Origin of the sequence: Clostridium thermosuccinogenes, from assembly GCF_002896855.1 — a bacterium.
GTDB lineage: Bacteria > Bacillota > Clostridia > Acetivibrionales > DSM-5807 > Pseudoclostridium > Pseudoclostridium thermosuccinogenes.
In genome coordinates this window covers 936,604-959,431 of sequence record NZ_CP021850.1, presented here as the reverse complement: position 1 = coordinate 959,431, position 22,828 = coordinate 936,604, and the positions used below count along the sequence as shown (strand labels likewise).

The 22,828-nt window shown below is 43.6% G+C and carries 21 protein-coding genes; 2 read left to right on the top strand and 19 right to left on the bottom strand.

The genetic code is table 11. From position 1 onward, the window contains the following. Nucleotides 1-126: 126 nt before the first annotated feature. From feoB to CDO33_RS04250, 6 genes are all read right to left on the bottom strand, one after another. On the bottom strand, nt 127-2,169 hold the full coding sequence (feoB, locus tag CDO33_RS04275) for a ferrous iron transport protein B (protein ID WP_103079944.1): 2,043 nt from the start codon (nt 2,167-2,169) through the stop codon (nt 127-129). 85 nt (nt 2,170-2,254) lie between these two features. Then, the gene (locus CDO33_RS04270) at nt 2,255-2,479 is read right to left on the bottom strand and encodes a FeoA family protein (RefSeq protein ID WP_103102773.1); all 225 of its coding nucleotides are present in this window, start codon (nt 2,477-2,479) and stop codon (nt 2,255-2,257) included. 21 nt (nt 2,480-2,500) lie between these two features. Beyond that, entirely contained in the window at nt 2,501-2,716 is a 216-nt protein-coding gene (locus CDO33_RS04265; protein ID WP_103102772.1) for a FeoA family protein, read from the bottom strand. Between the two features lie 164 nt (nt 2,717-2,880). After that, entirely contained in the window at nt 2,881-4,116 is a 1,236-nt protein-coding gene (locus CDO33_RS04260) for an HD-GYP domain-containing protein (protein ID WP_103079945.1), read from the bottom strand. Between the two features lie 223 nt (nt 4,117-4,339). Beyond that, entirely contained in the window at nt 4,340-4,963 is a 624-nt protein-coding gene (locus CDO33_RS04255; RefSeq protein WP_103079946.1) for a hypothetical protein, read from the bottom strand. A gap of 467 nt (nt 4,964-5,430) precedes the next feature. Continuing rightward, entirely contained in the window at nt 5,431-6,369 is a 939-nt protein-coding gene (locus CDO33_RS04250) for a DMT family transporter (RefSeq protein WP_103079947.1), read from the bottom strand. Nucleotides 6,370-6,746: 377 nt separating this feature from the next. On the opposite strand from CDO33_RS04250, the gene CDO33_RS04245 reads away from it, so the two are divergent. Next, nucleotides 6,747-7,643, top strand: a complete 897-nt coding sequence (locus CDO33_RS04245; protein WP_422678789.1) for an AraC family transcriptional regulator — start codon at nt 6,747-6,749, stop codon at nt 7,641-7,643. 16 nt (nt 7,644-7,659) lie between these two features. Here the strand turns inward: CDO33_RS04245 and CDO33_RS04240 are convergent, their stop codons facing one another. The 3 genes from CDO33_RS04240 to CDO33_RS04230 form a co-directional block, all read right to left on the bottom strand. Then, complete coding sequence (locus CDO33_RS04240) at nt 7,660-8,109, bottom strand: lasso peptide biosynthesis B2 protein (protein ID WP_161496410.1); 450 nt, start codon at nt 8,107-8,109, stop codon at nt 7,660-7,662. After that, nucleotides 8,102-8,392 carry a lasso peptide biosynthesis PqqD family chaperone gene (locus tag CDO33_RS04235; RefSeq protein WP_103079950.1) on the bottom strand — a complete coding sequence of 97 codons (291 nt, stop codon included), beginning with the start codon at nt 8,390-8,392 and terminating at the stop codon, nt 8,102-8,104. The genes CDO33_RS04240 and CDO33_RS04235 overlap by 8 nt, the downstream gene beginning before the upstream one ends. A 160-nt stretch (nt 8,393-8,552) precedes the next feature. Further along, on the bottom strand, nt 8,553-9,512 hold the full coding sequence (locus CDO33_RS04230; protein ID WP_103079951.1) for a phosphoenolpyruvate carboxykinase (ATP): 960 nt from the start codon (nt 9,510-9,512) through the stop codon (nt 8,553-8,555). A gap of 166 nt (nt 9,513-9,678) precedes the next feature. Between CDO33_RS04230 and CDO33_RS04225 the strand changes: the two genes are divergently transcribed. Next, on the top strand, nt 9,679-11,409 hold the full coding sequence (locus CDO33_RS04225; RefSeq protein WP_161496411.1) for an ABC transporter ATP-binding protein: 1,731 nt from the start codon (nt 9,679-9,681) through the stop codon (nt 11,407-11,409). A gap of 51 nt (nt 11,410-11,460) precedes the next feature. Here CDO33_RS04225 and CDO33_RS20750 read toward each other — a convergent pair whose 3' ends face one another. The 10 genes from CDO33_RS20750 to CDO33_RS04185 form a co-directional block, all read right to left on the bottom strand. Next, nucleotides 11,461-11,598, bottom strand: coding sequence for a hypothetical protein (locus tag CDO33_RS20750; protein ID WP_161496412.1), 138 nt, complete (start codon nt 11,596-11,598; stop codon nt 11,461-11,463). A 124-nt stretch (nt 11,599-11,722) separates the two neighbouring features. Next, a complete protein-coding gene (locus CDO33_RS04220) occupies nt 11,723-13,696 on the bottom strand; it encodes an asparagine synthase-related protein (protein ID WP_103079953.1) in 1,974 nt (657 codons plus the stop codon). 141 nt (nt 13,697-13,837) lie between these two features. Beyond that, a complete protein-coding gene (locus tag CDO33_RS04215; protein WP_161496413.1) occupies nt 13,838-15,064 on the bottom strand; it encodes a nucleotidyltransferase domain-containing protein in 1,227 nt (408 codons plus the stop codon). 208 nt (nt 15,065-15,272) lie between these two features. Next, a complete protein-coding gene (locus CDO33_RS21425; RefSeq protein WP_274540073.1) occupies nt 15,273-15,401 on the bottom strand; it encodes a hypothetical protein in 129 nt (42 codons plus the stop codon). A gap of 9 nt (nt 15,402-15,410) precedes the next feature. Continuing rightward, nucleotides 15,411-16,541: a glycosyltransferase gene (locus tag CDO33_RS04210; protein ID WP_103079955.1), complete on the bottom strand. Its 1,131-nt coding sequence runs from the start codon at nt 16,539-16,541 to the stop codon at nt 15,411-15,413. A 57-nt stretch (nt 16,542-16,598) separates the two neighbouring features. After that, on the bottom strand, nt 16,599-17,813 hold the full coding sequence (locus CDO33_RS04205) for a glycoside hydrolase family 88 protein (RefSeq protein ID WP_133158670.1): 1,215 nt from the start codon (nt 17,811-17,813) through the stop codon (nt 16,599-16,601). A 3-nt stretch (nt 17,814-17,816) separates the two neighbouring features. After that, the gene (locus CDO33_RS04200; RefSeq protein WP_103079957.1) at nt 17,817-19,346 is read right to left on the bottom strand and encodes an MATE family efflux transporter; all 1,530 of its coding nucleotides are present in this window, start codon (nt 19,344-19,346) and stop codon (nt 17,817-17,819) included. Between the two features lie 2 nt (nt 19,347-19,348). Next, the gene (locus CDO33_RS04195) at nt 19,349-20,551 is read right to left on the bottom strand and encodes a polysaccharide pyruvyl transferase family protein (RefSeq protein WP_161496414.1); all 1,203 of its coding nucleotides are present in this window, start codon (nt 20,549-20,551) and stop codon (nt 19,349-19,351) included. Between the two features lie 24 nt (nt 20,552-20,575). After that, complete coding sequence (locus CDO33_RS04190; RefSeq protein ID WP_161496415.1) at nt 20,576-21,757, bottom strand: glycosyltransferase; 1,182 nt, start codon at nt 21,755-21,757, stop codon at nt 20,576-20,578. Further along, nucleotides 21,726-22,823 carry a glycosyltransferase gene (locus CDO33_RS04185; RefSeq protein ID WP_103079960.1) on the bottom strand — a complete coding sequence of 366 codons (1,098 nt, stop codon included), beginning with the start codon at nt 22,821-22,823 and terminating at the stop codon, nt 21,726-21,728. The genes CDO33_RS04190 and CDO33_RS04185 overlap by 32 nt, the downstream gene beginning before the upstream one ends. Nucleotides 22,824-22,828 lie beyond the last annotated feature (5 nt).

The following is a 22,828-nucleotide window of genomic DNA, read 5'->3' as shown; positions in this document are numbered from 1 at the left end:
GCACCTCCTTTTAAAATTCACTTCATTCCTGTTTCCAATCATTTGCTTCGATAGCCACCTCTTCCTACAGTCGCCATCTGAAACCAGTCATGTTTTTCTATTTCAATACTGTTGTTTTTCTTCCTGTTAGTTCAATCCCAACAATCTTCCTCCCTGGTAGATTATGAAAGCAACAATCCACGCTACTCCCGTCTGATATCCGACAGCCATCAACGTCCATTTCCATGAGTTCATTTCCCTCTTAATAGCGGCAAATGCAGCTACGCATGGTACATAAAGCAATGTGAAAGCCATGAAGGCGTATGCTTTTAAAGGAGTGAAGCTAGCCTGCAAAGCTGCAGCCAATTCCACCGAATCTTCGGCTACTTCTCCTATCCCATGCAGTATGCCCATGGTGGCAACCACTACTTCCTTAGCCACCAGTCCTGTGAGGAGGGCAACGGAAGACTTCCAGTCACCAAAACCCAAAGGAGCAAACAACGGTGCAATGGCTTTTCCTATATATCCGAATATGCTGTCTGCGGGGTCTTCCACCATTTGGAGGTTGAAGCTGAAGGACTGCAAAAACCAGATGACCACCGATGCTGCGAATATCACCGTTCCTGCTTTCTTTATAAATGCCTTTCCCCTATCCCACATATGTATTGAGATACCCTTGAGGGTAGGAATCCTGTAAGGAGGAAGCTCCATAACGAATGGTTCCGCATCGCCTTTTAAAATTGTATTTTTGAGTATGATTCCCGACAACACTGCCACTACAATACCCAGCACATAGATGGAAAATATTACAATACTCTGGTTTTTAGCAAAGAAGGCAGCAGCAAACAGCACATAAACCGGAAGCCTGGCACCGCAGGACATGAAGGGGGTGAGCATGATGGTAAGCTTTCTATCCTTTTCATTCTCCAGCGTTCTGGTAGCCATGACGGCTGGTGTAGTACATCCAAAACCCATAAACATAGGTATAAAGGATTTTCCGCTAAGGCCAAACTTTCTCAGAAGGCGGTCCATGACGAAGGCTGCTCTGGCCATATAACCACTGTCTTCCAGTAACGATATGAAAAAGAACAGTATCATGATCTGAGGGACAAACACCAGCATGCTTCCCATTCCACCGATGATTCCGCCAACAATCAATTCATGCAGCCATTCCGATGCACCGGCAGCTTCCAGCCAGCCGGATACCAATCCTGCCAGGGAATCATTGATGAGAGCATCCACCCAGTCGATGGTAAAAGATCCGATGGCTCCGAAAGTCACCTGGAATACGGCAAACATGACCGCAAGAAACAGAGGTATGGCCAGAAACTTGTTGGTTACCACCCGGTCGATCTTATCGGAAAGGGTAAGCTCTCCCCTGCCGGATTTCTTTTTAACCGTTTTCCCGACAATATGGGATATGAATCTGTACCTGTTGTCGGCGACCATCGTTTCCATGTCATTGTCGTATTCTTTTTCAAGCCTATCTTTATACTCGTCTATTTCAGTCAATAACTCTGAAGGAATGTTGAGCTTCTCCTTTGCTTTTTCATCCCCTTCCAGAAGCTTTATAGCCGCCCACCTGGAATAATGCTTCTCCTTAAGATAGGAAGAAATCTTTCCTTCTACTTCAGTAATACATTTTTCAATTTTTTCATCAAATATGCATACACGCTCATTAGCTGCCTTTACAGCTGCTGTCTGAGCTAGTTCCAGTGCTTTTTGCACCACATCGCTAACCCCTTTGCCTTTGTTGGCGGATGTGCACAAAACAGGGGTACCAAGGAATTTTTCCAACTCCTTTGTATCTATGCTATCTCCTCTTGCCTCCACTTCATCCATAATATTCAGCACTACCACCACTGGTATTCCCAGCTCTATAACCTGGGTGGTAAGGTACAGATTTCTTTCGATATTGGTGGCATCCAAAATATTGATAATCACATCCGGTTTTTCATCGATGATATAGTCCCTGGCTATGATTTCCTCCATTGAATAGGGAGACAGGGAATAAATCCCCGGCAAATCTATGATTCTTATATCTTCTTTGAATTTTCTTGCTTTGCCCTCTTTTTTCTCAATGGTTACTCCGGGCCAGTTTCCGACATACTGGGTGCTTCCGGTAATTTCATTAAACATCGTGGTTTTACCACAATTGGGGTTTCCCACCAGAGCAAACCTATATTGCATTTGACATCCCCTTTTCTTGATTTTGATAATCATTATCAACTGATTGTCCAAAAAAACGCTACTTTACGAATTTAAGTAGCTCTGTTTATTTCACCAATATGTTTTCTGCTTCCGATTTTCTGAAAGTCAGCTCATACCCGCGGATATTCACCTCTATAGGATCTCCCAAAGGTGCTACCTTTCTTACCAAAACTTCCGCTCCACGGGTAACACCCATGTCCATCAGTCTCCTCTTCACCGCTCCTTCACCGTTAATCTTTACAATGATGCCTTTTTCACCTGGTTTCAGCAGCTTTAAAGACCTCTCCAAAATACATCGCTCCTTTCTTCCCTATACCTGCACCAGCAGCTGCTGGGCAATTCCTTTATTCAAGGCCAGTCTGGCTCCTTTTACACATACTATGAGATTTCCGTTTACTTCCGATATTACCGATATGGGCGCTCCAGGAATAATCCCCAGTCCCTCCAGGAATTTTTTGGTTGATTCCTTAGCTCTGCAGATGTTTACAATCGCTTCCTTACCTGGTGTCAACATCGTTAAAGGCATTTCTACCCCTCCTCATCAACATAAATCTGACCGACTCCATAGATATTGATAATAAATATCATTTTCAATATTCATTTATTATTTTACTAATAATAACATATTTAGTCAATAAAAATTTATGCTTTATTCTGGGAATTTGGGAAAAGCCTTTGAGGGATCAAAATCTATTTCATTATTTCAATAAATTTACATGCCAGCTCAGGATTAAATTGGGTTCCGGCGTTCAACCGTATCTCCTCGAGAGCAGCTTCCTTTGACAATGGCTCCCTATATGGGCGTTTTGATGTCATGGCATCAAAAACGTCGGCAATGGCCAATATCGATGCTTCATAAGATATCTCGCTTCCCTTAAGCCCATCGGGATATCCCTTGCCGTCATATCTCTCATGATGGTGCCTTATGATGTCGGCCACATCCTTTAAGAAAGCTACATCCTTTATGATTTCCGCTCCGATTACCGGATGGCGCTGTATTTCCTCATACTCGGCCTGGGTAAGGGGCAGCGGCTTCCTCAATATGCTGTCATCTATGCCTATTTTTCCTATGTCATGAAGAATCGCCGCCGTTTTAATGTTCTCGACCTTTTGATGAGGAATTTTCAATGCTTTTGCGAGCTTAACAGCATATTCCTCGACTCTCGCGGCATGACCACTGGTATAGGAATCCTTGGCCTCCATTGTTTTATTAAGGGCGTGAATGGTCTCCATGTAAATGTCGCGCATGTTGACATACTGCTTAAACGAATAACGGGCCAGCAGCAGCGGTCCGAAAAACAGCAGCACAGCCACATGCCCGTAGCTTATGCACGCAAGAGCGATTATAATGCCGATTGTACCCACTGCCAGAGAACTGGGCAGGGTTCCTTTGATGCTGCCTGTCCACATATTGATAAAACTCTGATGGTTCAGCAGCGACATCAATCCCACTATAATAGTGCTATTTAGAAAAATATATGTTATCAGGGAAATTATGACCGGTATAACGGAAAACTTTGCAATTTCGCCTCCGACAGCCGTATAAACCATGCCGGATATACCTGCCGACAGGATTCCCAACGCGGCATTGAACAGAGTTTTATAAATGGGAGTATTAAATATATGCGCATATTCATTGCCTTGCCTGTGTATTATCATGAAGGTTAAACCGGAAGCTGTTACAACAGCTGACATCAACGGCCCACCCACTATAAGGGAAGCAATGGTGATGGCAAAGCCAACTGATATACCCATGCCATTAGGTAAGGTTATCCCCAGTGATTCCGACACAACTGCAAGGGCGGCCCAGAAGACTAACGCCTGCCAGCTGTCAATGCTCCATGTTGTTGCGAGGTAGTATGTTACAGGAACTGCAATTAATAGGATTGCTATTATGTATACTATTGCTTTTTTTGGAATATCCACTATGAGACCCCCTAATATATATCAAGCCGGTCTGTCGTTAATTAACGCCAGGAGTAATTAGCTCCTGCAGCAAGAATAAGAGAAATCAAGCTTGCAACCAACATTATAATTCTTTTCATCGAATATAGCCTCCTTTTCAGGTTTCTATGCCATCTCGCTATGACAGCACGCTATATCCGCTACGCTGGAATTGATTTAACTGATTTTCAGACCGGCTTTGATATCAACGCGAAAACTTGCATATAATCCTGTTTACTGCGCTTAAAGCAGCTTTTACGGCAGCCTCTTTCATGTCACCTTCAACTACGGCAGAGCCTGAGAGCATCTGTTCTTTGTCACCCAGCACGGAAGCTACGGCAACAACGACAGTATCCCTGCCTGAAAGGGATATTATTTTTATATCCTCCAGAATAAAGCTATCCTCCAAACCGAAAAAATTCTCCACAGCATGAAGGGTTGCCCTGGCTGGCATTCTCAATGCATTGCCGGCAGTATTAGGTCCGGAGACAATGCCCTCATACAGCTCATCATCTTTTTCCAAAATCACCTTGACTTCCGATCTCCTATCGTCGATCAAGCACTCAAGAGCTTTGAATTTCAAGCGGAAGTCCCCATATTCCATGTCCTCAGATTTTATCTGGGCAATGCTGATTTTTTTGTGATCAAGGTTTACCCCGAATTTTGTCATGAATACGGATTGTATATCCCTTGAAATTTGCTTGGGACTTCTGCCGGTATCAGATATGATATGTACTTCCTGGATCTCCCCACTGTCATCCTGCAGTATCTTGCAAGAATGGACAGATCTGACCTGGCATAAATACTTTTCCATTTCCTGTATACTCATACTATCACCTTACTCATAGACCATCTTTTCTGGAAAAGCCGGATGGTATAACGATGCCCTTCCAAAGCCACAAACCAGTGCCGGTAGACAGGCCTGCTCCGGCTAATTTAGTGAAAACAACCTTTTTATCCATAAAAATAATATCATGAAAATTATTACTATTACATTATAAGTGGAATTTTAAAAATACTCAACACTAATTGACAAGACATTAATATTTCTGCAAAATAAAAAACCTCTCTCTCAAGAAAGAGGTTGGAAAACCGGGATAAATTTTGACTGTGGTGCGCAGGGAGGAAGCCGCAGGAGCCTCTCCGGACCTTCGGGCAAAAGCATTGAGGCTTAGCAGCTGATATCAATTCTTAAGCATAAGGCTTCGACTGTATATTTTATCCTGATTCACAGTATATTCATCCTAATTCTGTTTTGTCTTATGCTGTTTACAGATATCCTGCCTGCTCAATGGTTCAGCTTACGGTCACGGTAGGATTTTCCCGGGACTTTGGTTCCATTTCCCCTGATTTCGTACCGAAGCCGGAGCACAATACGGAAATCAGTATCAGTAAGCATCCAACAGCGGGCTTTATACCGTTAATTGTTTCTCCCAGAAGAAGATGGCCTAATATGAGGGTGGTAACAGGCTCTACCGTATAGACAAGTGCTGCCTTTTCCGGACTTGCATGCTTTATTGCGGCAGTTTGCAGCAAAGCGGTTACTACCGAAACAAATATGCCGGCTAAAGCCAAAAGTCCGAAAACAGGTGATGCCATCCTTCCAAAATCGATAATATGCCTCTCAAAGGCAAAGGACAGTATAAAGAAGGCTGTCGTATTGGTCATATGGTATATAAACGCAAAGTGTATGGTCTTAACCTTTCCTGAAAAAACCTTTTGTCCCACCAGGAAAAGAGAGAAGAAAAGCGCATTTCCAAGAGCAAATACATCCCCTGTATTAAAACAGAATGCTCTAAAATCGCAAGTGAGCATAAAGACCCCTGTCATTGCGGCAGCAACACCGGCAACTGTTCCCATTTTGGGTATCTTTCTTTCCAGAAGGGCCATTATCAAAGGAGTGATGACAACAGACATCTGGACAATAAAGGCCGCATTTGAACTGCTGGTATACTGAAGCGCAAACATGGACAGGGTATTGCTGATAATTGAAAAAACGCTCACAAGCATGCTGGGCAAAATAGCGCTTTTTTTCATCTCTCTTATGGAAGGAAAGAAAAACAATGCTGTAGAAACCAGACCTCCCAGCGAGCATATAAAAAGTATGGCAAACCTGGGCAAATAACCTAGCAGCATCTTGGACCAAATATATGATGACCCCCATAAAAACGCATTTATCAAAAGGAAAAACGTAGCTTTATTCTTTCTTACAAAACCCATCATATCCTCTCCCATCTTTCTTTTTCATGTGCTTTCTTAGCATTTAAACTTAATTTGCCGTGCCAGCTAAATAGAGACAGCGTTGGAGCTCTTCTATAGAAAATGCCGGCACAACCACCCATGTTCGCATGATGCAAGCAATAATGAAAATAACATCACTTATTTCGTGTTAATGAGTTAACCTAAAAAACGATACCGATCCAAATAATCAAAGACCACTTGGCATGAATTGCAAAACACAGGCATAAATTTAAATCCAATTTGCCTCACCGGTATCCTTTTTTGCGTCCGTTTATATTATACTCATAACATTTCCTATATTTATTGTTAATACTGCTTGATATATTGCAAAAACTGCTATAGAATAATGGATGTAGATCAAGGGAGGTGATATTGTGAAAAATGAAGCAGGAAACACGCACAATAAGAGAGGATATCTAAACAGGGATTTTGAGCTTTTTCATATTAAGGACCAGAAAAACCTCCAGTTTGAATTTCACTACCATGACTTTAACAAGATAATCATATTCATATCCGGCAAGGTTACATATCTAATCGAAGGCAAGGCATACAGGCTTAAGCCTTGGGATGTCCTTCTCATAAGCAGCAGGGAAGTTCATAAGCCTATTATCGATGCTGAAGAAGTGTACGAACGCATAGTTTTATGGGTTAACACAGACTTTTTGACAAGGCACAGCAACCCTGACTGCGACCTGTCCAGCTGCTTCGATAGAGCATACAATGAAAAATTCAACCTGATAAGATTTGATCCTTCAGAACTTAAAGATATAAGAACCATACTCTCCCATATGGAAGAAGCATGCAAGAGCAACGAGTTTGGGAGCCACATCCTAAAGAATTCATTGTTCATGCAGTTTATCGTCCAAATAAACAGAAAACTCATAAGCACCCGGAAAAATATCGAATCCAGCGATATCGAGTTTGACGAAAGCATAAGCAGCATACTGGACTATATCAATGAAAATTTAGGAAAAGACTTGTCCATAGAGCATATAGCATCCAGGTTCTTCATGAGCAAATACTATCTCATGCACAAATTTAAAAACCAGACCGGTTATTCATTGTACAATTATATATTGCAAAAGAGGCTGATTGCAGCCAATGAACTCATAAAAAAGGGAGTACCTGCAATGGAAACCAGCATTGAATGCGGGTTTGGAGATTACTCAAGCTTTGTGAGAGCATTTAAAAAGATGTTTGGCTCTTCTCCTAAAAAGTACTATATGAACCTGCAAAAAGAGCAGAAGCTCAATGAAAAGGAGCATTAGGCACCGGAAAAGCACGTCAAAAGCGCCTGCTGGCAAACCTGGCCACCTCTGTAAACTCCCTGCTGCCATTTCCTCCGGTCACATATACATTCCCGCACCTAAGCCACGCATGAGCTTTCATGCCGTCGTCGCCATTCCTGCTTACACCCAGATACATAGTGCTGTCAATATCCCGCCTCTTCAACATTCTCTGGGCTGCAAGGGCCTGAACAAAGCACTTGCTCTTCCAGGGCGTATATCTGCTCACAGTTTCTACAGCCCAGGAAACTTTTTTCACAACCGCATACTCCTTTGTACCGATTTGGAAGGGAGTTTCCATATTATGTATACCAATATGCCTTTTATATTTACTAAAAGGAAGCAGGAAGATCATAGTCCTGTATATGCCTGTAAGGACAAATGCTTCCATCAGCATCAGCCTGTCGCTCCGCTTTGTGCAGGTAAAGGCTATGATTTTCCTAACCAACGCTAATGAGTTCCTCATCATACATCTTGCCCAGAAATGCCAAAACTTCCTTTGCGCATGATTGCTCATCAATTTCATATTCCCTTGTCATTGCATCAACTATATCCCTGACCGTCAAAGGCCTATCCATCATATCCCATATCCTGCTTCCCACTTCATTGAGTGCAAAATATCGGCCTTTGTCGAGGTTCATCATCACTTTCTCTCCGTTCAAGTCGGCAGCATCTATATATTCCGCCCGCCTGACCAACGAGTCGATACTGATGGTTTTCGTATATTTCATGAGTATCACTCCTTTGTTTTTCTATTTTACAACGCAATTTTTTGCTTTTCATATGCCTCCATGTACCGCTTTATTCATTCTATTTTTATGGAAATTCCGTTTTCATTTCCCACAAAGCTATTTTATAACTCTGTCTTTCCAAATTTACACCTTCATCGTTCTATACATTTTTACTCCGGCTTCCTTTCAAGCCTGCCAAAGTGCTTCTAATCAGCCTTGCCTGCTCGTCAACCGTAAAACAGGATTTGGGTCTCGTTATGCTGTACATAGGTACCCGGCTGGCTAACACCAGGCATTTTTGGAAATACGAGGGCTTCAGGCCCAGATAACGGATAATTTCTATACGGTATATATTCCTCAATACAAGCCGGATCTTTTCGATCCCTGTTACTTCCATTACCTCCATCCTGTCAACATCTCCGGTTTTTATTTCAAAAATTCCGTCCAAAGGTACAGGATTTCCCAAAAAATGCTTTTTTAAAGGAATTATGTACTTGTCCCTGAAGTTATCGGTTTTTTTGTACTCATCCGGGTTATAGCCCATCCTTACCATCGCATCCCTGCAAAGCTTTGCCTGGGGGCAGGCGGGATGCATTAAGATGCTGCCGTCATCATCCATTGTCAAGGCAGATATGTCGTCAGCCAGGAATTTACATCCTTCCTTTCTTAGCGCCGACGTCAATGTGGATTTCCCCGCTCCCGTATGTCCGGTAATTATGATGCCTTGCCCATCTACCATTACCCCGCTTCCATGCATTGCCACAATATCTCTTTGATACATCAGCATCCCCAGACAGCTTCCAAGAAGAAAAGTCTTAAGCTCATCCATGTCGTCCCAGGTTTCAGGCTCCACGATAATCCTGCTGCCATCGGCTACATAGTAACGGGCGGTTCCCTCTATATGAAGGTAAAATTCCCTTCCGGAAACTTTCAAGAATTCGTTTATTACCACCCCATCCTCGATGTTCCCGTTTGCTTTGCCCAAGGCAACGGAGGCATCTATGCCTTCCATTGTCTTTTTGTCTATAGCGGGCAGCTCAGGCATCGGAATCTCCGAGGCTATATTCAATCCATAAATGCTGTAGACATATTCCTGTTTCTTATCCTTTGCGTATATCATGCAAATCTCCGGTAAAAATAATCATTATTTTTTATTACATTCATATCTATGTATAAGCAGCATCTTCTATTACCATAACCTTTCGATTTTTTTTGATGCTGGACTAAAGCGCTGCACTGCATTGTTATGCGATATCCTTGCACTTTTTTTGGAAAGGAAGATAATTTTGAAAAAACCGATCGGCACCTTTAGGTGGATATTGACACAGAGCAGGGGATATCTCAAATATACTTTTATTTTAATGCTGATAGGCGGCTTACTGTCGATATTGGGCGTTTACAGGGCAATTGCATCAAAGAAGCTGGTTGACACCGCCATCTTAGGCAGCAAACCTCAAACAACCACACTGCTGATACTTCTCGCAATCCTGATCATTGCGGAGATATGCTTAAGCTCCACTAACTCCATCCTGTCGGCAAGATGCCGGTCAAAGCTGAGCGCCAGTATTCAAAAAAGAATTTACGACCATATATTGAACTGCCAGTGGATGGAGCTGTCCGGATATCACAGCAGCAGCCTGTCGACCCGCCTCTGCAATGATGCGGATGCAGTCGCCAACGCAGTAACAAATACCATGCCACACCTTTTTACATTAATCGTACTGCTGGCATCCTCCTTTACAGCCCTTTTATACTTGGAGCCTGCAGTAGCCTTGGCTGCTATAATCATTTCCCCGGTTTGCATATTTTTCAGCAAGCTCTATGGAAGCAAACTGAAAGGTGTTTATAAGGATTCCCAGGAAGCCGATGCCCTATGTCGTTCCTTCCTGCAGGAGTCCGTGCAGAACATTCTCATATTGAAAACCTTTTGTCTGGAAAGGGAGAATTATGCCGGTTTGTCCCGGCTCCAGGACAAAAAAATCAGCCTGGCTGTAAAGAAAGGATATATAAATACCCTATCCAACACGGTGATACGCTTAGGATCATGGTCGACTTTCTTTATCATATTCTGCTGGGGGGCTAATAACCTTTCCGGTGGGGTAGCCGCTTTTGGCACATTAACAGCTCTGCTTCAGCTGATATCCGGCATACAAGCACCTTTTTATGGCCTTGCTTCGTCCGTTCCGGAGCTGGTGGCATCGGTCGGGTCTGCCGAAAGGCTTATGGAATTGACAAGCATACCTAAAGAGGTGGAGGACAACACTGATATGGAATCCTGCTGCCCTATCCCGGACAATTCCCTCCTGGACATAGAATTCAGAAATGTGTGCTTTTCATACAAAAAGAATGAATCCTTGCTGAAAAATCTGTCCTTTACGGTAAAAGCCGGGGAAATCGTAGGGCTTATCGGAGCCTCCGGCGAAGGCAAAACTACTATAGTTCGGCTGTTGCTTGCACTAGTCACTCCTGATAAAGGACATATATTCATAAAATACAAAGGCCGAAAATACCAGGTCAGTCCGTCCAGCCGCAGGTTTATTTCCTATGTCCCCCAGGGCAACACCCTCTTTTCCGGCACCGTCAAGAGCAACCTGCTCCATGGGAACTTGACGGCTTCGGATTGGGATATCCATGAAGCTGCCGTATCCTCCTGCTCCGCAGATTTCATAGAGCAGCTTAAGGATAAGTATGAGACAGTTATAGGAGAAAAGGGATCAGGGCTGTCGGAAGGCCAGGCCCAAAGACTGGCTATCGCCAGAGCTTTTTTAAGGAAAAAACCCATACTGGTTCTGGATGAAGCCACCTCTTCCCTGAATACTGAAACAGAAGCCAAAATACTAAGATCAATACGGGATTTAAAGCATAAACCCACTTGCATAATAATTACCCACAGGCCTTCGGCCCTCGCCCTATGCAATAGGATCTTCAAGCTGGAGAAAGGTATGCTGTATGAAATATACTCAGATAACAGCATGCCGGAAACTGTTGAGGAAAGATATGCATCTTCATGCATTTAAATATCCCAGAAGTTTTGCTCCTGGGATATTTTTTATGCAAACCGGTTTGGTTCAAGAATAGGTCCTGTGTTTTACATTATCTTCTCCTATCCATTCTTTATCACAGTTTTCTGAGTGTAAAACATAAGCTTCTGTGTTTTGGATATCCAACTGGAATATTTCCGGTTTACGCCACACTTTCTTTTCCATACAGCACCCCCCTTCCTCTGGAGCTACAGTCTAAACAACTGTTTTGAGACCTTTACTTTAAATTCTTGATGCAATTATATACAACTTGCTGCCTCAGCACAGCAAAGCAAGCTATATTTGGTAATCAAATCCGTATGGTATCTGCGGAATAGTGCTTTTCAAGAAACTTCGACAGTACAAGGGCAATCAAAAGCATCTTTATCCACCGTCCTTTATCCTCGTCCGGGCCGTATTTCAATAACTCCAGTTCTTTTTCCAGCCTACTGGTGTCAATATATCTCTTGATATGCTCATTTTCCAGAGCTCGTTCGATATCAACACATATATCCTGCCATGACGGTTTAAGTCTCTGTATCCAATCCGCAGCCTGCAATCCTCTTTTGGTACAATTGCTCCTTATTTTTTCCGGCAGTATGCCTTTCATCGCTTCCCGGATCAACCGTCTTTCCACTCCATTTCTCACAAACTGATCGCTGGGAAGACTGAGGCAGAATTCTATTACCCTCTTATCCCTGGAAGGATCCCTCTCTACTATTCCATAAGCCAGGGAAGCTTTTGTTTCAGGTATGGCTACCTGAGAGAAGGAAACATTATCAACAATATACTTATGTATGTCTTTCAAATTATAGAACTTTTCCGGCTTTAGGTTATACCCCTTTTTCTCCAGTCGTTTTTTGACATTCCATTTTTCCACCAGCTCAGGGTTCACCGGGAATGCTTCATAATCTTTGATATTTTTTCGTACCCGATTGCTTACGACTTTTCTTAGGCCATAGGGCAGCAACACCCTGATAACTTCCATTATAACGCGTTTTTTGGGGAGGTTATACAACTTGGCCAGGCTGTCTATTTCCCTTTTCATTTTTATTAATTTGCCTTTGCCAAACAGTGTTTTAATATGCACATCAAAATCTCCAAAGGATATTGTAGTGTTCCCGGACTGGCCTGAGAGCAAAACCCGGCATCCTTTTTTAGCAGCTTTTTCTGCCATAGAAAAAACCCAAAAGGAGTTTTCGATGGTTTTATAGGGCTGCTCTAAAATGTCAATATATTTATCCATATCTTTTACGGAATCTTTCCCCTCATTTCTGCAGTACTCAATATCCACGTTGTCGTATTTTTCTCCAATAGTCCTTATGTACTCCCTCTCGTCGGGGATGAAATGCCGGTACTTCTTATCATTAAATTCATACCCTTCCATGGGGATTGAGCTGAATGCCCTAAGCCTTTTTCCTTCACCCGACAGCTCTTGCGCTGCAACGCACGCTATCGACCCCGAATCCAGCCCTCCGCTCATCATAATCCCAACATCGGAAATGCTTCTTAGACGGCAGCGAACTGCTTCAAAAAAAACTTTTTTAAACTCCTCTATATATTCTTCATCAGATTTTAATTTTAAGGGTTTAACCTCTTTTAAGGGGTCCCAATATCTCCTTTTGGTCCGGCCTTTTTTATCCACTGTCAAGGAATGGCCAGGCTCCAGCTGATATATACCCTCATATGGGCTCTCAGCGTATTCAACACTTAGTACAGGCCCTTTCAACACCAGAAAGTCAGCAATCCATTTGTCATTCAAATCCGGCTTTTTTCCAACCAAGTCAAATATAGGCTTTATAAGGGTGCCGAAGGCAAAAGTGTTATCATCACAGTAGTAGTAAAACGTTCTCTTGCCCACATGATCCCTGACACAAAACAATTCGTCCTTCTTCTCATCCCATATGACAAAGGAAAAATCGCCGATCAAATACCTGGGGCAGTCAGCACCCCATTTTTCATAGGACAAAAGTATCAGCTCGCTGTCGGTAATGCAGGGCTGGGCTTCCTTCGGAATTTTCAACTGTTTGAAAAGCTCACTCCTGTTGTCTATGATCGCATCTGCAGTAATAGCCAGTCCCTTGTCCCGATCATAAAAGGGTAGAATTACCTGCAGCGATTCCTGAGTTATGTACTGAAGTCCGCAGCCAAGATATATGCTGCCTTTCTCCCAGGTATTTATTGAATCAACCTTATATAAGCTCAACCTATCAACTAAAGATCTTTTTGCTTCTTCCGAAACCCTTTTTCCATTCCTGTATATTACTCCCCATATGGCGCTCACAAGACCACCCCTGAGTATTTTTCAATAATAAAGTATTTTTTCATAGAAATAACACACTCAATAAGCAAAAGATTTGCTTACTTCATGCAAAAAATAACATATGTCCACCGCCTATAGAGGTGGGGACATCTGATAGCCTCATTACAGTTCCAGCCGTTTAAGCAGCTTATGCCGTTTTCTAGAAATGAATATTATTGATTTAAGGAACCTGATTTTCTCATTCCATCCATATTCCCTTCTCCTTATGCCGGATATGATATGATGAAGCCATGCCACCGGCAGCAATATTTTATATTTCCTGGCATAGGCATATTGGTCTGACAGTCTGTCCCAGGGCGGAAACAGGAGTTTCAACAAACGCATCATGACTCCTGTTGTGCTTCCGGCATGCCTTCCTTCGTGATCGTACGCCATTTCATTGGCAAATATGTAAGGCAGGTCTTTTTTGCCGTATACTCCACCGGATATTATGTCCTCAGCCAGATTGTCCACTATGTCCATATCAATGCGGGAAGTGTTTTTTTCTATTTCATCCGGTATGGGCATATGAAACAGCTGGTTGCAGAGCATAAATAATGCTGAGACAAACTTCTCAATCCCCCATTTCTCCATTTTCTCGCAAAAAGATTGCCAATTTATTGAGTAGCCCTTTTTCTCCACCAGCAAAACCAGATCGCATAACTGGCGTATCCCAAAACCGCCGGTTATAATGTGGACGGCCATATGTATGCACAAATGCAATGCCAGGTCCTCCGGCGCAAAGGAAAGGGCTTCAATTTCGCCAATTTTTGTTTTTTCCGCCCTTTGCCACATGTCCTCTTCCAGACCATACTCGTCATTGAAGAATCGGCGGTCTTCGATGGTCCAATGCACTTCTATGCGATTGTAGTCCTTATTAAAATAGGAGACGTGCACCGGTGATTTTTCCCCTTCGGCATATCCTATGTTCTTCATCAATTCATCCACCTTACCCAGGTCGGATTCTTTGACTAATATGTCTGCATCGCACATGGTCCTGAGTTCCGGCAGTGGATATAGCCCTCTTACAACAAGGCCTTTTAGCAAAATCACAGGTATGTTGACTTCTTTGAATTTTCCAAGGACATAGGCTACCTGCCTTATATGCTGTATTTGTCCCACAATGGTGAGGGCAGTTTCTTTCTTAAATTGTTCAAGCAATCTTTCATCTGCGCCTGTGAATTCTCTGCTTTTAGGAAGGGCTGAATAGACCAAGCCTATCACATGATGGACATCTGCGTACTCTAGAAGCTCTTTCCAATCGTATTTGCCCAAGGCCCTTTCATCAACCTTTTTGCCTCTTATGGCACAGGATAACAGTTCTACAAACTGAGCCTGTACATTATCCATACTCTTTTTCTCCATGGCTGATAACCATACCGTAATTCCAAAATGGATACCGGTGCTATACCGGATATCCTGTTTTTCGTATTAAGCTTTCCCTGTAAATTTACATATAAATTATATTTCATGCCTTATGTTTATATGACAGGAAAAGAAGCCGATTCAAGTTATGCTTGAAGACAACAAAACTCAAAGTTTGATAGCTTGCTTTTCTTCATGTTTTTCTCAATGCTTTTCTTCTTGCTTTCCTTCTTGCTTTCCCTATACAGCCGTTGATGACCAACGTACCTTCTCCCTTTCCTTCCGCCATTTCCCTGAAGTTCTCAATAGTGTTAAAGGCCAATATTCCTGCCTATCCGGAGCAATAGATATTTTCCAGTGTTCTAACCGTCTCTTTTATGTCAAATCTTTTCAACCTTCGACAGTCAACAGGCCTTTTTCCGAATTTATTGACCATATGCTCACAAATTTCCTCTGCCCATGCTTTCGCATCCTTTTTCAGGGAAATTGCCGTACATAGACCAATATCCGCCTCCTCAGTAATGGCATCGGAAATAAAGCAATGGAGGCCACCAGCCTGAGCTTCTATCAAAGCAACCGGCAAACCTTCCCACAGCGACGGAAACAAGAAGTAATCGGCTGCAGCGATGATCTGGGGGATGTCGGTCCGGTTCCCAAGGAAGGAAAAGGCTTCGTTAATGCCATATTTTTCTATTCGTTCTTTGATTTGCTGCTCCAACCTCCCGGTACCTACCCAGATAAAGTGGATATCCTTCCTAATCTCTAAAAGCTCCTTTACCACGTCAGCTATAAACAGAGAGTTTTTTGCTTCACACATCCTTCCCACAGTCAAAAAGCATATCTTGTCCCGGGGCAGGCCCAAACTTTCTCGACATAGCTTTTTATCGTGTTCTTCCATGCGATACTTATCTACATTTATACCGTTGAAAATCACTTTGCTGTCTCTCCGATCAACCCGGCCCCACTTATGCATATAATCGTTAGCTTGTTTGGAACAACCTAAGAGATGGGTTGCAAACAATCGTATCAGTGATTTCATCAGCAGGCGGTAAAATTTCGTAGACAGAGTTGCATGCACACTGGTGGCATTCACACTGTGCGTGCTGTGGGCATGGCTTATTCTTACCGGAACTCCTGCGATAAAAGCGGCCAGCAGATTGACTCCGTTAAAGAAATCAATATTGCTGTGTACAACATCAAAGGGGCCTTCTTTTTTCAGCAATTCCACCAGCTTTGTAAAATGCCTGACTATATTTTTCAATCCATTCAGGTCGCTCGTCTTATATACCTTACATCCCGCATTGATCACCCTGTCTTCATAAAACTGCTTTCCTTCCGTTGCCAGGGCAAAGCTTATTTCCACCCTCTCCCGGTCTATATTGTCCACCACATTGATGGCAAAGGACTCTATTCCACCAGGTGCCAGGCCATGCAGTATATACAGAACTTTCTTTTTTTTCATCCCTGGGTACCCCTCCTGTTGATGATTGATACCTTTACATAAAATAAAATCCCTCTGCTATGGCATCATCAAGACAGCCAGGGCGATTCCCTGAGTGAAAGGAAACTCTCTAAATACCGTCGAATAGATTCCGATCCCCTTGGTGTCTCCCTGGGAGAAGTCTATTGTGCCGTCTTTCCTTGTGGACATTTTGAGCTTCTGCATCCCCTTTTCGATTGCTTTCAGGTATACATCCCCACCAATGATGCCATGCTTCAGGGATTTTTTTATAAAATAGAGGAGCATTGCCGTCACCGATGAATCAAACTGGTTGTCATCCATGAAAAAGGAATGGCCCCAGCCACCATCCGGCCTCTGAAATCTGATAAAGGATTGCGCCAACAGCATGATGCTTTTGCCCAAAAACTCCTTTCGGGGATGGTTTTGGGGCAGCTCTTCGTAGGAATCTATCAACCCCAGCGCATACCAACCCACACCTCTCCCCCATCCATAAATGCCCAGGGGCACTTTGTTTTTTATATGATAGGCATGGGCCGGAATGCCGGTGGACGGATGAAGGCCAAAGGCAGAATAATTTTCTATCTGCTGTAAAGCCAGATCCACCAGCTCCGGCTTGTTATAAACCGTTCCAAACCGTATCAGAAAGGGACAAATCAAGCCTACCGTATCCACCAGCCGGTAATTTGCAATTGCTTTTCTGTAAAAAACAGTGCCATCTTCGCCTGTATGCTCCGTAATGAGATCCGCCACCTTCTTCATTCCGTCATAATAAAGACGGTTATTATAATGGGGAAGCCTCATTACCGCATAGGCTAAAAGGCCGTAGTCGATATTGCCGGGGACTGTTTTCCAGTCGTTTTTTCTGTCAAACAGCTCCTTTATCGCATAGCTGGCAGCGTCCGATGCTTTTTTATCCTCCGGCCGCTCCTCAAGATAATAACTCAAGCCCAGGAGCAAGCCTCCCCTCTGCCATGCCTGGAGCGCATTGTATGAATATTTTCCGGACATCTTCTCCAGCAGGACAAATCTCATATTATCGCTGACCTGAACCGCAGGCATATGGGCAATCCATTGCAAAACCTTATTCCTAACCGCAGATTTCCATTCCTCAAAGCTGGCGAAATCCCCTATACCTTTTCTTGATAGGACTTCCTTCTTTATCAGATAATAATCATACCCCTTCACCAGGATAAGCAGCAATCCTGCGGCTGCAAGCAAGAAAAGCAGCGCATAAAGCACAATTTCCATTGCTGATTTAAAACTTATGATCAACACCTATACCTCCTTCCGGTGAACATTGAACATTTGCAGCATGATGGATTTCACTTTCCTGCGTTCGCCTTCCTCCAGTACTACAGAAAATATCATTATGCAATATATGGCTGATACAACCCCCGATAATGAAAAAAGCCCAAACCAACTTTCCACAGGAAACATCCTCTGTAATATTGCCCCTGTCAAAACAACAAAAGCTGCTCCGGCAGCTGGCATTAATATTCCCTTATAATAGGCAGTCAGCGGCTGCTTAGTAATAATTGAGCTGTATATAGGGGTAAATACCAGGTTCTTTGCAGTCAATACAGTCATGCCGGCAATGACGATCCCGAAGGCTCCCATGTCCAAGGCCATGCTGAGAGCCACTGCCAGGGTAAAATTGACCATGCCCATTGCCAAAGTGACGATAGCCGGTATCTTCACCCGGTTGGCGGCAGAAAATATGCCAAAAAGAGACTGAACAGAAAGGTTGACGGAAAGGTGCAGCGTCATGAGGCCGAAAAGGAAGCCATAATCCCTGAATCCTTCCCCCAGCCACAAAGCCAGGAGCTGGCCGCCAAAACCACAGGCGAGGCCGACAGGCAGAGCCATCATAATTCCCGTGATTTTAACCGCTTTGTTGGAGTACTCCACCAGGCCATGTATATCTTTACGTGCATACAGATCCACCATGGTAGGGTTGAATACTACAATCACCGAAGCCACAAACCCCCTGAGAAGGTTTGAAAGCTGGAGCAGCGCCGAGTATTCCCCTGCCGCTTTGGCTCCCAAAGCCCAGTTTGCCACCAAAAGATCGATCTGCAAAAAAAGGGTGGCCCCGACGAAGTTTACCGAATTCCATATTCCGGAGGACAACAGCTCCATAAGCCTGGCCAAGTCGAACCTGGATGGGCGAAAAGATATGTCCGGCAGCAGCTTTCTGAAAAAATATATATTCTGGACAAAAAAAATTGCCGAGGCTATAAGCGTTCCCAGGGCTACAAACCACATTTTCGGTGCAAACATATAAAGGAGCAGGAGTATGGCCAAAGACCTCAGCACCGTATTACCACTGCTCAGTATACCGCTTATGTCAAGCCTGTTTTCACAGAACATCGCCATTCCAAAGGCCGTGCCCATCAAAGAAAGGATAAATACGGCACCGTAAAGGACAAGGCTTGTTTGCACGTCGGAAAGCAGGTAATCCGGCACATTCATTATTTTATCTATAAAGCAAGTCATTAAAGCCAGAGGAATCACGATAAAAGCAGCCAATACGGAGGAGGATACCAGGGAGGTATTAAAATACTGTTCCGCTAAACCTCTATCCCCGGATTTTACCGCATAGGTGAAAAAGCGTGAAGCCATACCGTTTAAAGCGACAGTCATCACCGACATGTAATTTACCAGCTGCTGTGTCAGAGGTATGAATCCATATGCCTCAGCTCCCAGGGAGTTGATGATATACGGAGTAAGCCACATGGATATCAGCAGTGATATGGCAAAGGATGCCATGTTCGCCATCATATTGACGGAAAGTCTGCTCTTCATGCTTACAACCTGCCCCTTCCTGCTGCTACCTGTTTCAGCATTACGGCCGCTTCACCTGCATTTTTTATGTATGCGGGCATGACCTTTTCCAAATGTTTTCGGATGTTGTGCTCGTTTTTTAAAAAATACCTGAAAGCCTTGCAAAGCTGTTCCGGCTTGCTCATCTCCTGCACCGGCAGCACATAGTTCTGCTCCCCACCAAAAATGTCCCGGGCTATCCCTCTGGACTTAACGCTGTATCCCAGTACAAGGGCAGGCACGCAAGAGGAATATGCTGCTATGGTGGAATGGGTTCTCGCCCCCACAAAAATCCTGCACTTGGAAATCAAGCCTTTCAATTGGGGAGCTGTGTAGCCGTCACCCACAAGAACCAACCTCCCGCTGTCCCTGTATCTGTCATACAGCATCTTCAACACAGCATAATCACTGCTTTTTTCAGTGACCACATGGGGAATAAGGGCGATGTTAAAATCCGTGAGATGTATGATTTCATCAATCAGCTTTGAAACCGATGCAAAAGCCATTCCTTTCCGGCTCTCATAATTCATAATAAGGGGGCTTAAATTCACTCCCACCATTTTGCCGCTTTTCCATCCTGCCGGTAGCGGTACGTCTTCCTTTTCCATACTAAATGCCGGGTCCGGGTATAGAAATATGTTTTTACTTATATTCAGCCTCTTTAGTTCATGATATGTAACCGACTCCCTTGCAAACAAAGCATCAAACTGCCCCAGATCCTCCTTCATCCGCTCGCTTACACTGCCAGGCTCTATGGAAGCTCCCCACAATACCAGTCTTTTTCCCATCCTCTTTATTGCCCGATCCAGGGCATACAGATGCAGTGGTTCTCCATAGCAGTAATTGTCTCCTCCGACCGAAAGGCATATGTCACTGGAAGCTGCCGCATCTATGACTTCCCTTTGGGAAATCTCAAAGGAGGCCTCATAGTCTTTCAGCACCCGGTTATAGAACACATATTTGAGCCATGGCCATGTATACCTGTCAATTGCCGTATTATGGGGAATATGCATATCAATTTGAGCCGGATTTGATTGCGAATCCTTCTCAAAATCATGAGAGGCTAATTTAATCTCCCGGTATTCGAAGCTGTCGGCTATCATTTTTGCTGTGCTTCTGACGATTGCTTCGCATCCGCGGTTGCCATATCCCCCGTGTCCAAACATCAATATCCTGGTTTTGCTCACTGATTCCACCATCCTTTGTTCCTGTTACCCGATGAGGCGGTAAAACCCCTTCACTTTACTCTCATAATCGGTCTTCTCTTTTGAAAGGTTATTCTGCAATGCTTGCCTTGCATCTGGGTTGTCTATCAAAAACCTGATTTTTTCATATATGCTTATTGCATCGATATCGGACAAGATTCCCGTCAAACCGTCATGAATCTGGTCATATACGGTAGGAAACCGGGTTGCCACTATGGGTTTTCCCAGTATTTTAGCCTCGTCTATGGATAGGGATTTGCCTTCAAAGCGCGAAGTCTGCACGTAAATATCCGCAGCCTTCATATACGGATATGGATTGGGAACCGCACCTTTCAGGATGAATTTTCCTTCCAGGCCATATTTGATAATCCTTTTGGAATACTCCTCCTTGAGAGGTCCGTCCCCCAATATAATCCACCGGAATTCATAGCCATCCTTTTGCAAAAGCCGCGCAGCCTCGATAGATAAGTCTATCCCTTTCTGTTCTGCCAGCCTTGCCGCCGTAACAATCAAGGTATCCTTTGCATCGATGTCTGCCGCATGATTCGCCATCTCCTTTATCAGCTTGGGACATGAAATGTTCTCCACCAATACAAATTTATCTTCCATATCCGGAAAGCACTGCTTTAAAGCCTCAACACAGGAGTCGGACACAGCGGCTATGTAATCCAGCTTTTCAAAGTAGGGTCTGTCATACTCAGAATTCAGACCGTAAGCTATGTAATCTATATGTATCCATCCAATCTTTTTTTTCGCATTGACTTTTTCCGCAATAAAATAGTCCGGGTATTTTTCCAGGTATCCTATTGCCGCGTCATACTCATCATAAATGAAGGGAGCAGCCGGAGATAAATGATTCCAGAGTTTTTGCTGCCTGGGCTGGGTCATGCGGCACAGTTTTGACTTTATAGAAAGCATAGCCCTATGATAAGCGAGGTCAAACCTTAAATATGCCGCCAAGCTTGCCAGGGATTTTAAAAATGGCAGTTGGAAAGCCGCCCATTCCCTTGTATGTTCCAGCACCTTTACCTGGGACGGAAGCAGATCTAAAAACATGCCCTTTTTATAAAAGAGGAACAGGTCAACCTCATACTGTTCATAATCCAGGCTGTGAAGCAGGTTTATCAGACTTTTTTCCGCTCCTCCCAAACCCAGGCTATCTATTACAAACAGCAGCCTTTTTTTCATCACCATTACCTCTCATCTTCGCCACCAATGGGCTTATATACTTTACATAATATACAGCTAAAGCAATTTTCAGGCATGACTTGCTGTAGAGAGCATGAAAAACATAGTTCATAAAGCGGCTCTCATAGAATAAAGGCCGACTCAGCTCTTTTATCCTGTCTCTTATGAACCTATCGCCCGTAAGGCGGCGAGCTTCAATAATTCCTGACATTCCTCCGTAGTAGATTTTCCGGCAGATAAGTGTAAGAGCTGCGTTGACAAACCATTGAGCTGCCAGCTCCCTCTTGGCTTCAAAACTGATAAAATCCCATTCTCTAATGATGGAGTTCTTTAGAGAAAATAAACTGATATAGTTATCTATGCCAATGTTTCTGATATTGTTTGTTGCGCTTCCTTCAACAATGCGATAGTTATACAGAGCCTCAGGTATGTGAAAAAAAGTCGATGCCCTGGTAAAAGCCATCATGTTGAACAGATAATCCTCACCAATCCGGATGCCTTCAGGGAACAGAGTCCCGTTTTTCTTTATGAAATCAAGCCGGTATATTTTATTAAACGGGGAAGCAAAGGCATCGCTCCTGATAAAAAAGGGCAGGATCTCCTTCCGTATTCCATCCGTATATATGCATCTGCCTTTATCAAATGGAAAGGTATTGACTTTCCGGGACATTGCTCCGGGATTTACCGTGAAAAAGTCACAGGATATTATGTCACAATTATATGCTTTTGCCGCTTCATACATTCTCTCATAGGCATTTGGTTCCAACCAGTCATCCGCATCCGCAAAACCTATGTATTCACCCCTTGCTCTTGCTATACCGGCATTGCGGGCTACGCTGACACCCTGGTTTTGTTGATGTATAACAGTCACATTTTCATGCCGGGAAGCATATTCCTCCGCAATTCTGCCGCTGCCATCGGTGGAGCCGTCATTTACCAGTATTATTTCCATACCCTCCAACGTCTGGTTTAGCAGGGAATCCACCGCTTCAGGCAAATATCTTTCGGCATTAAAAACCGGCATAACAACGCTCACTTTTATATTTTTCCTCTTAACGTCAACCACTGGTT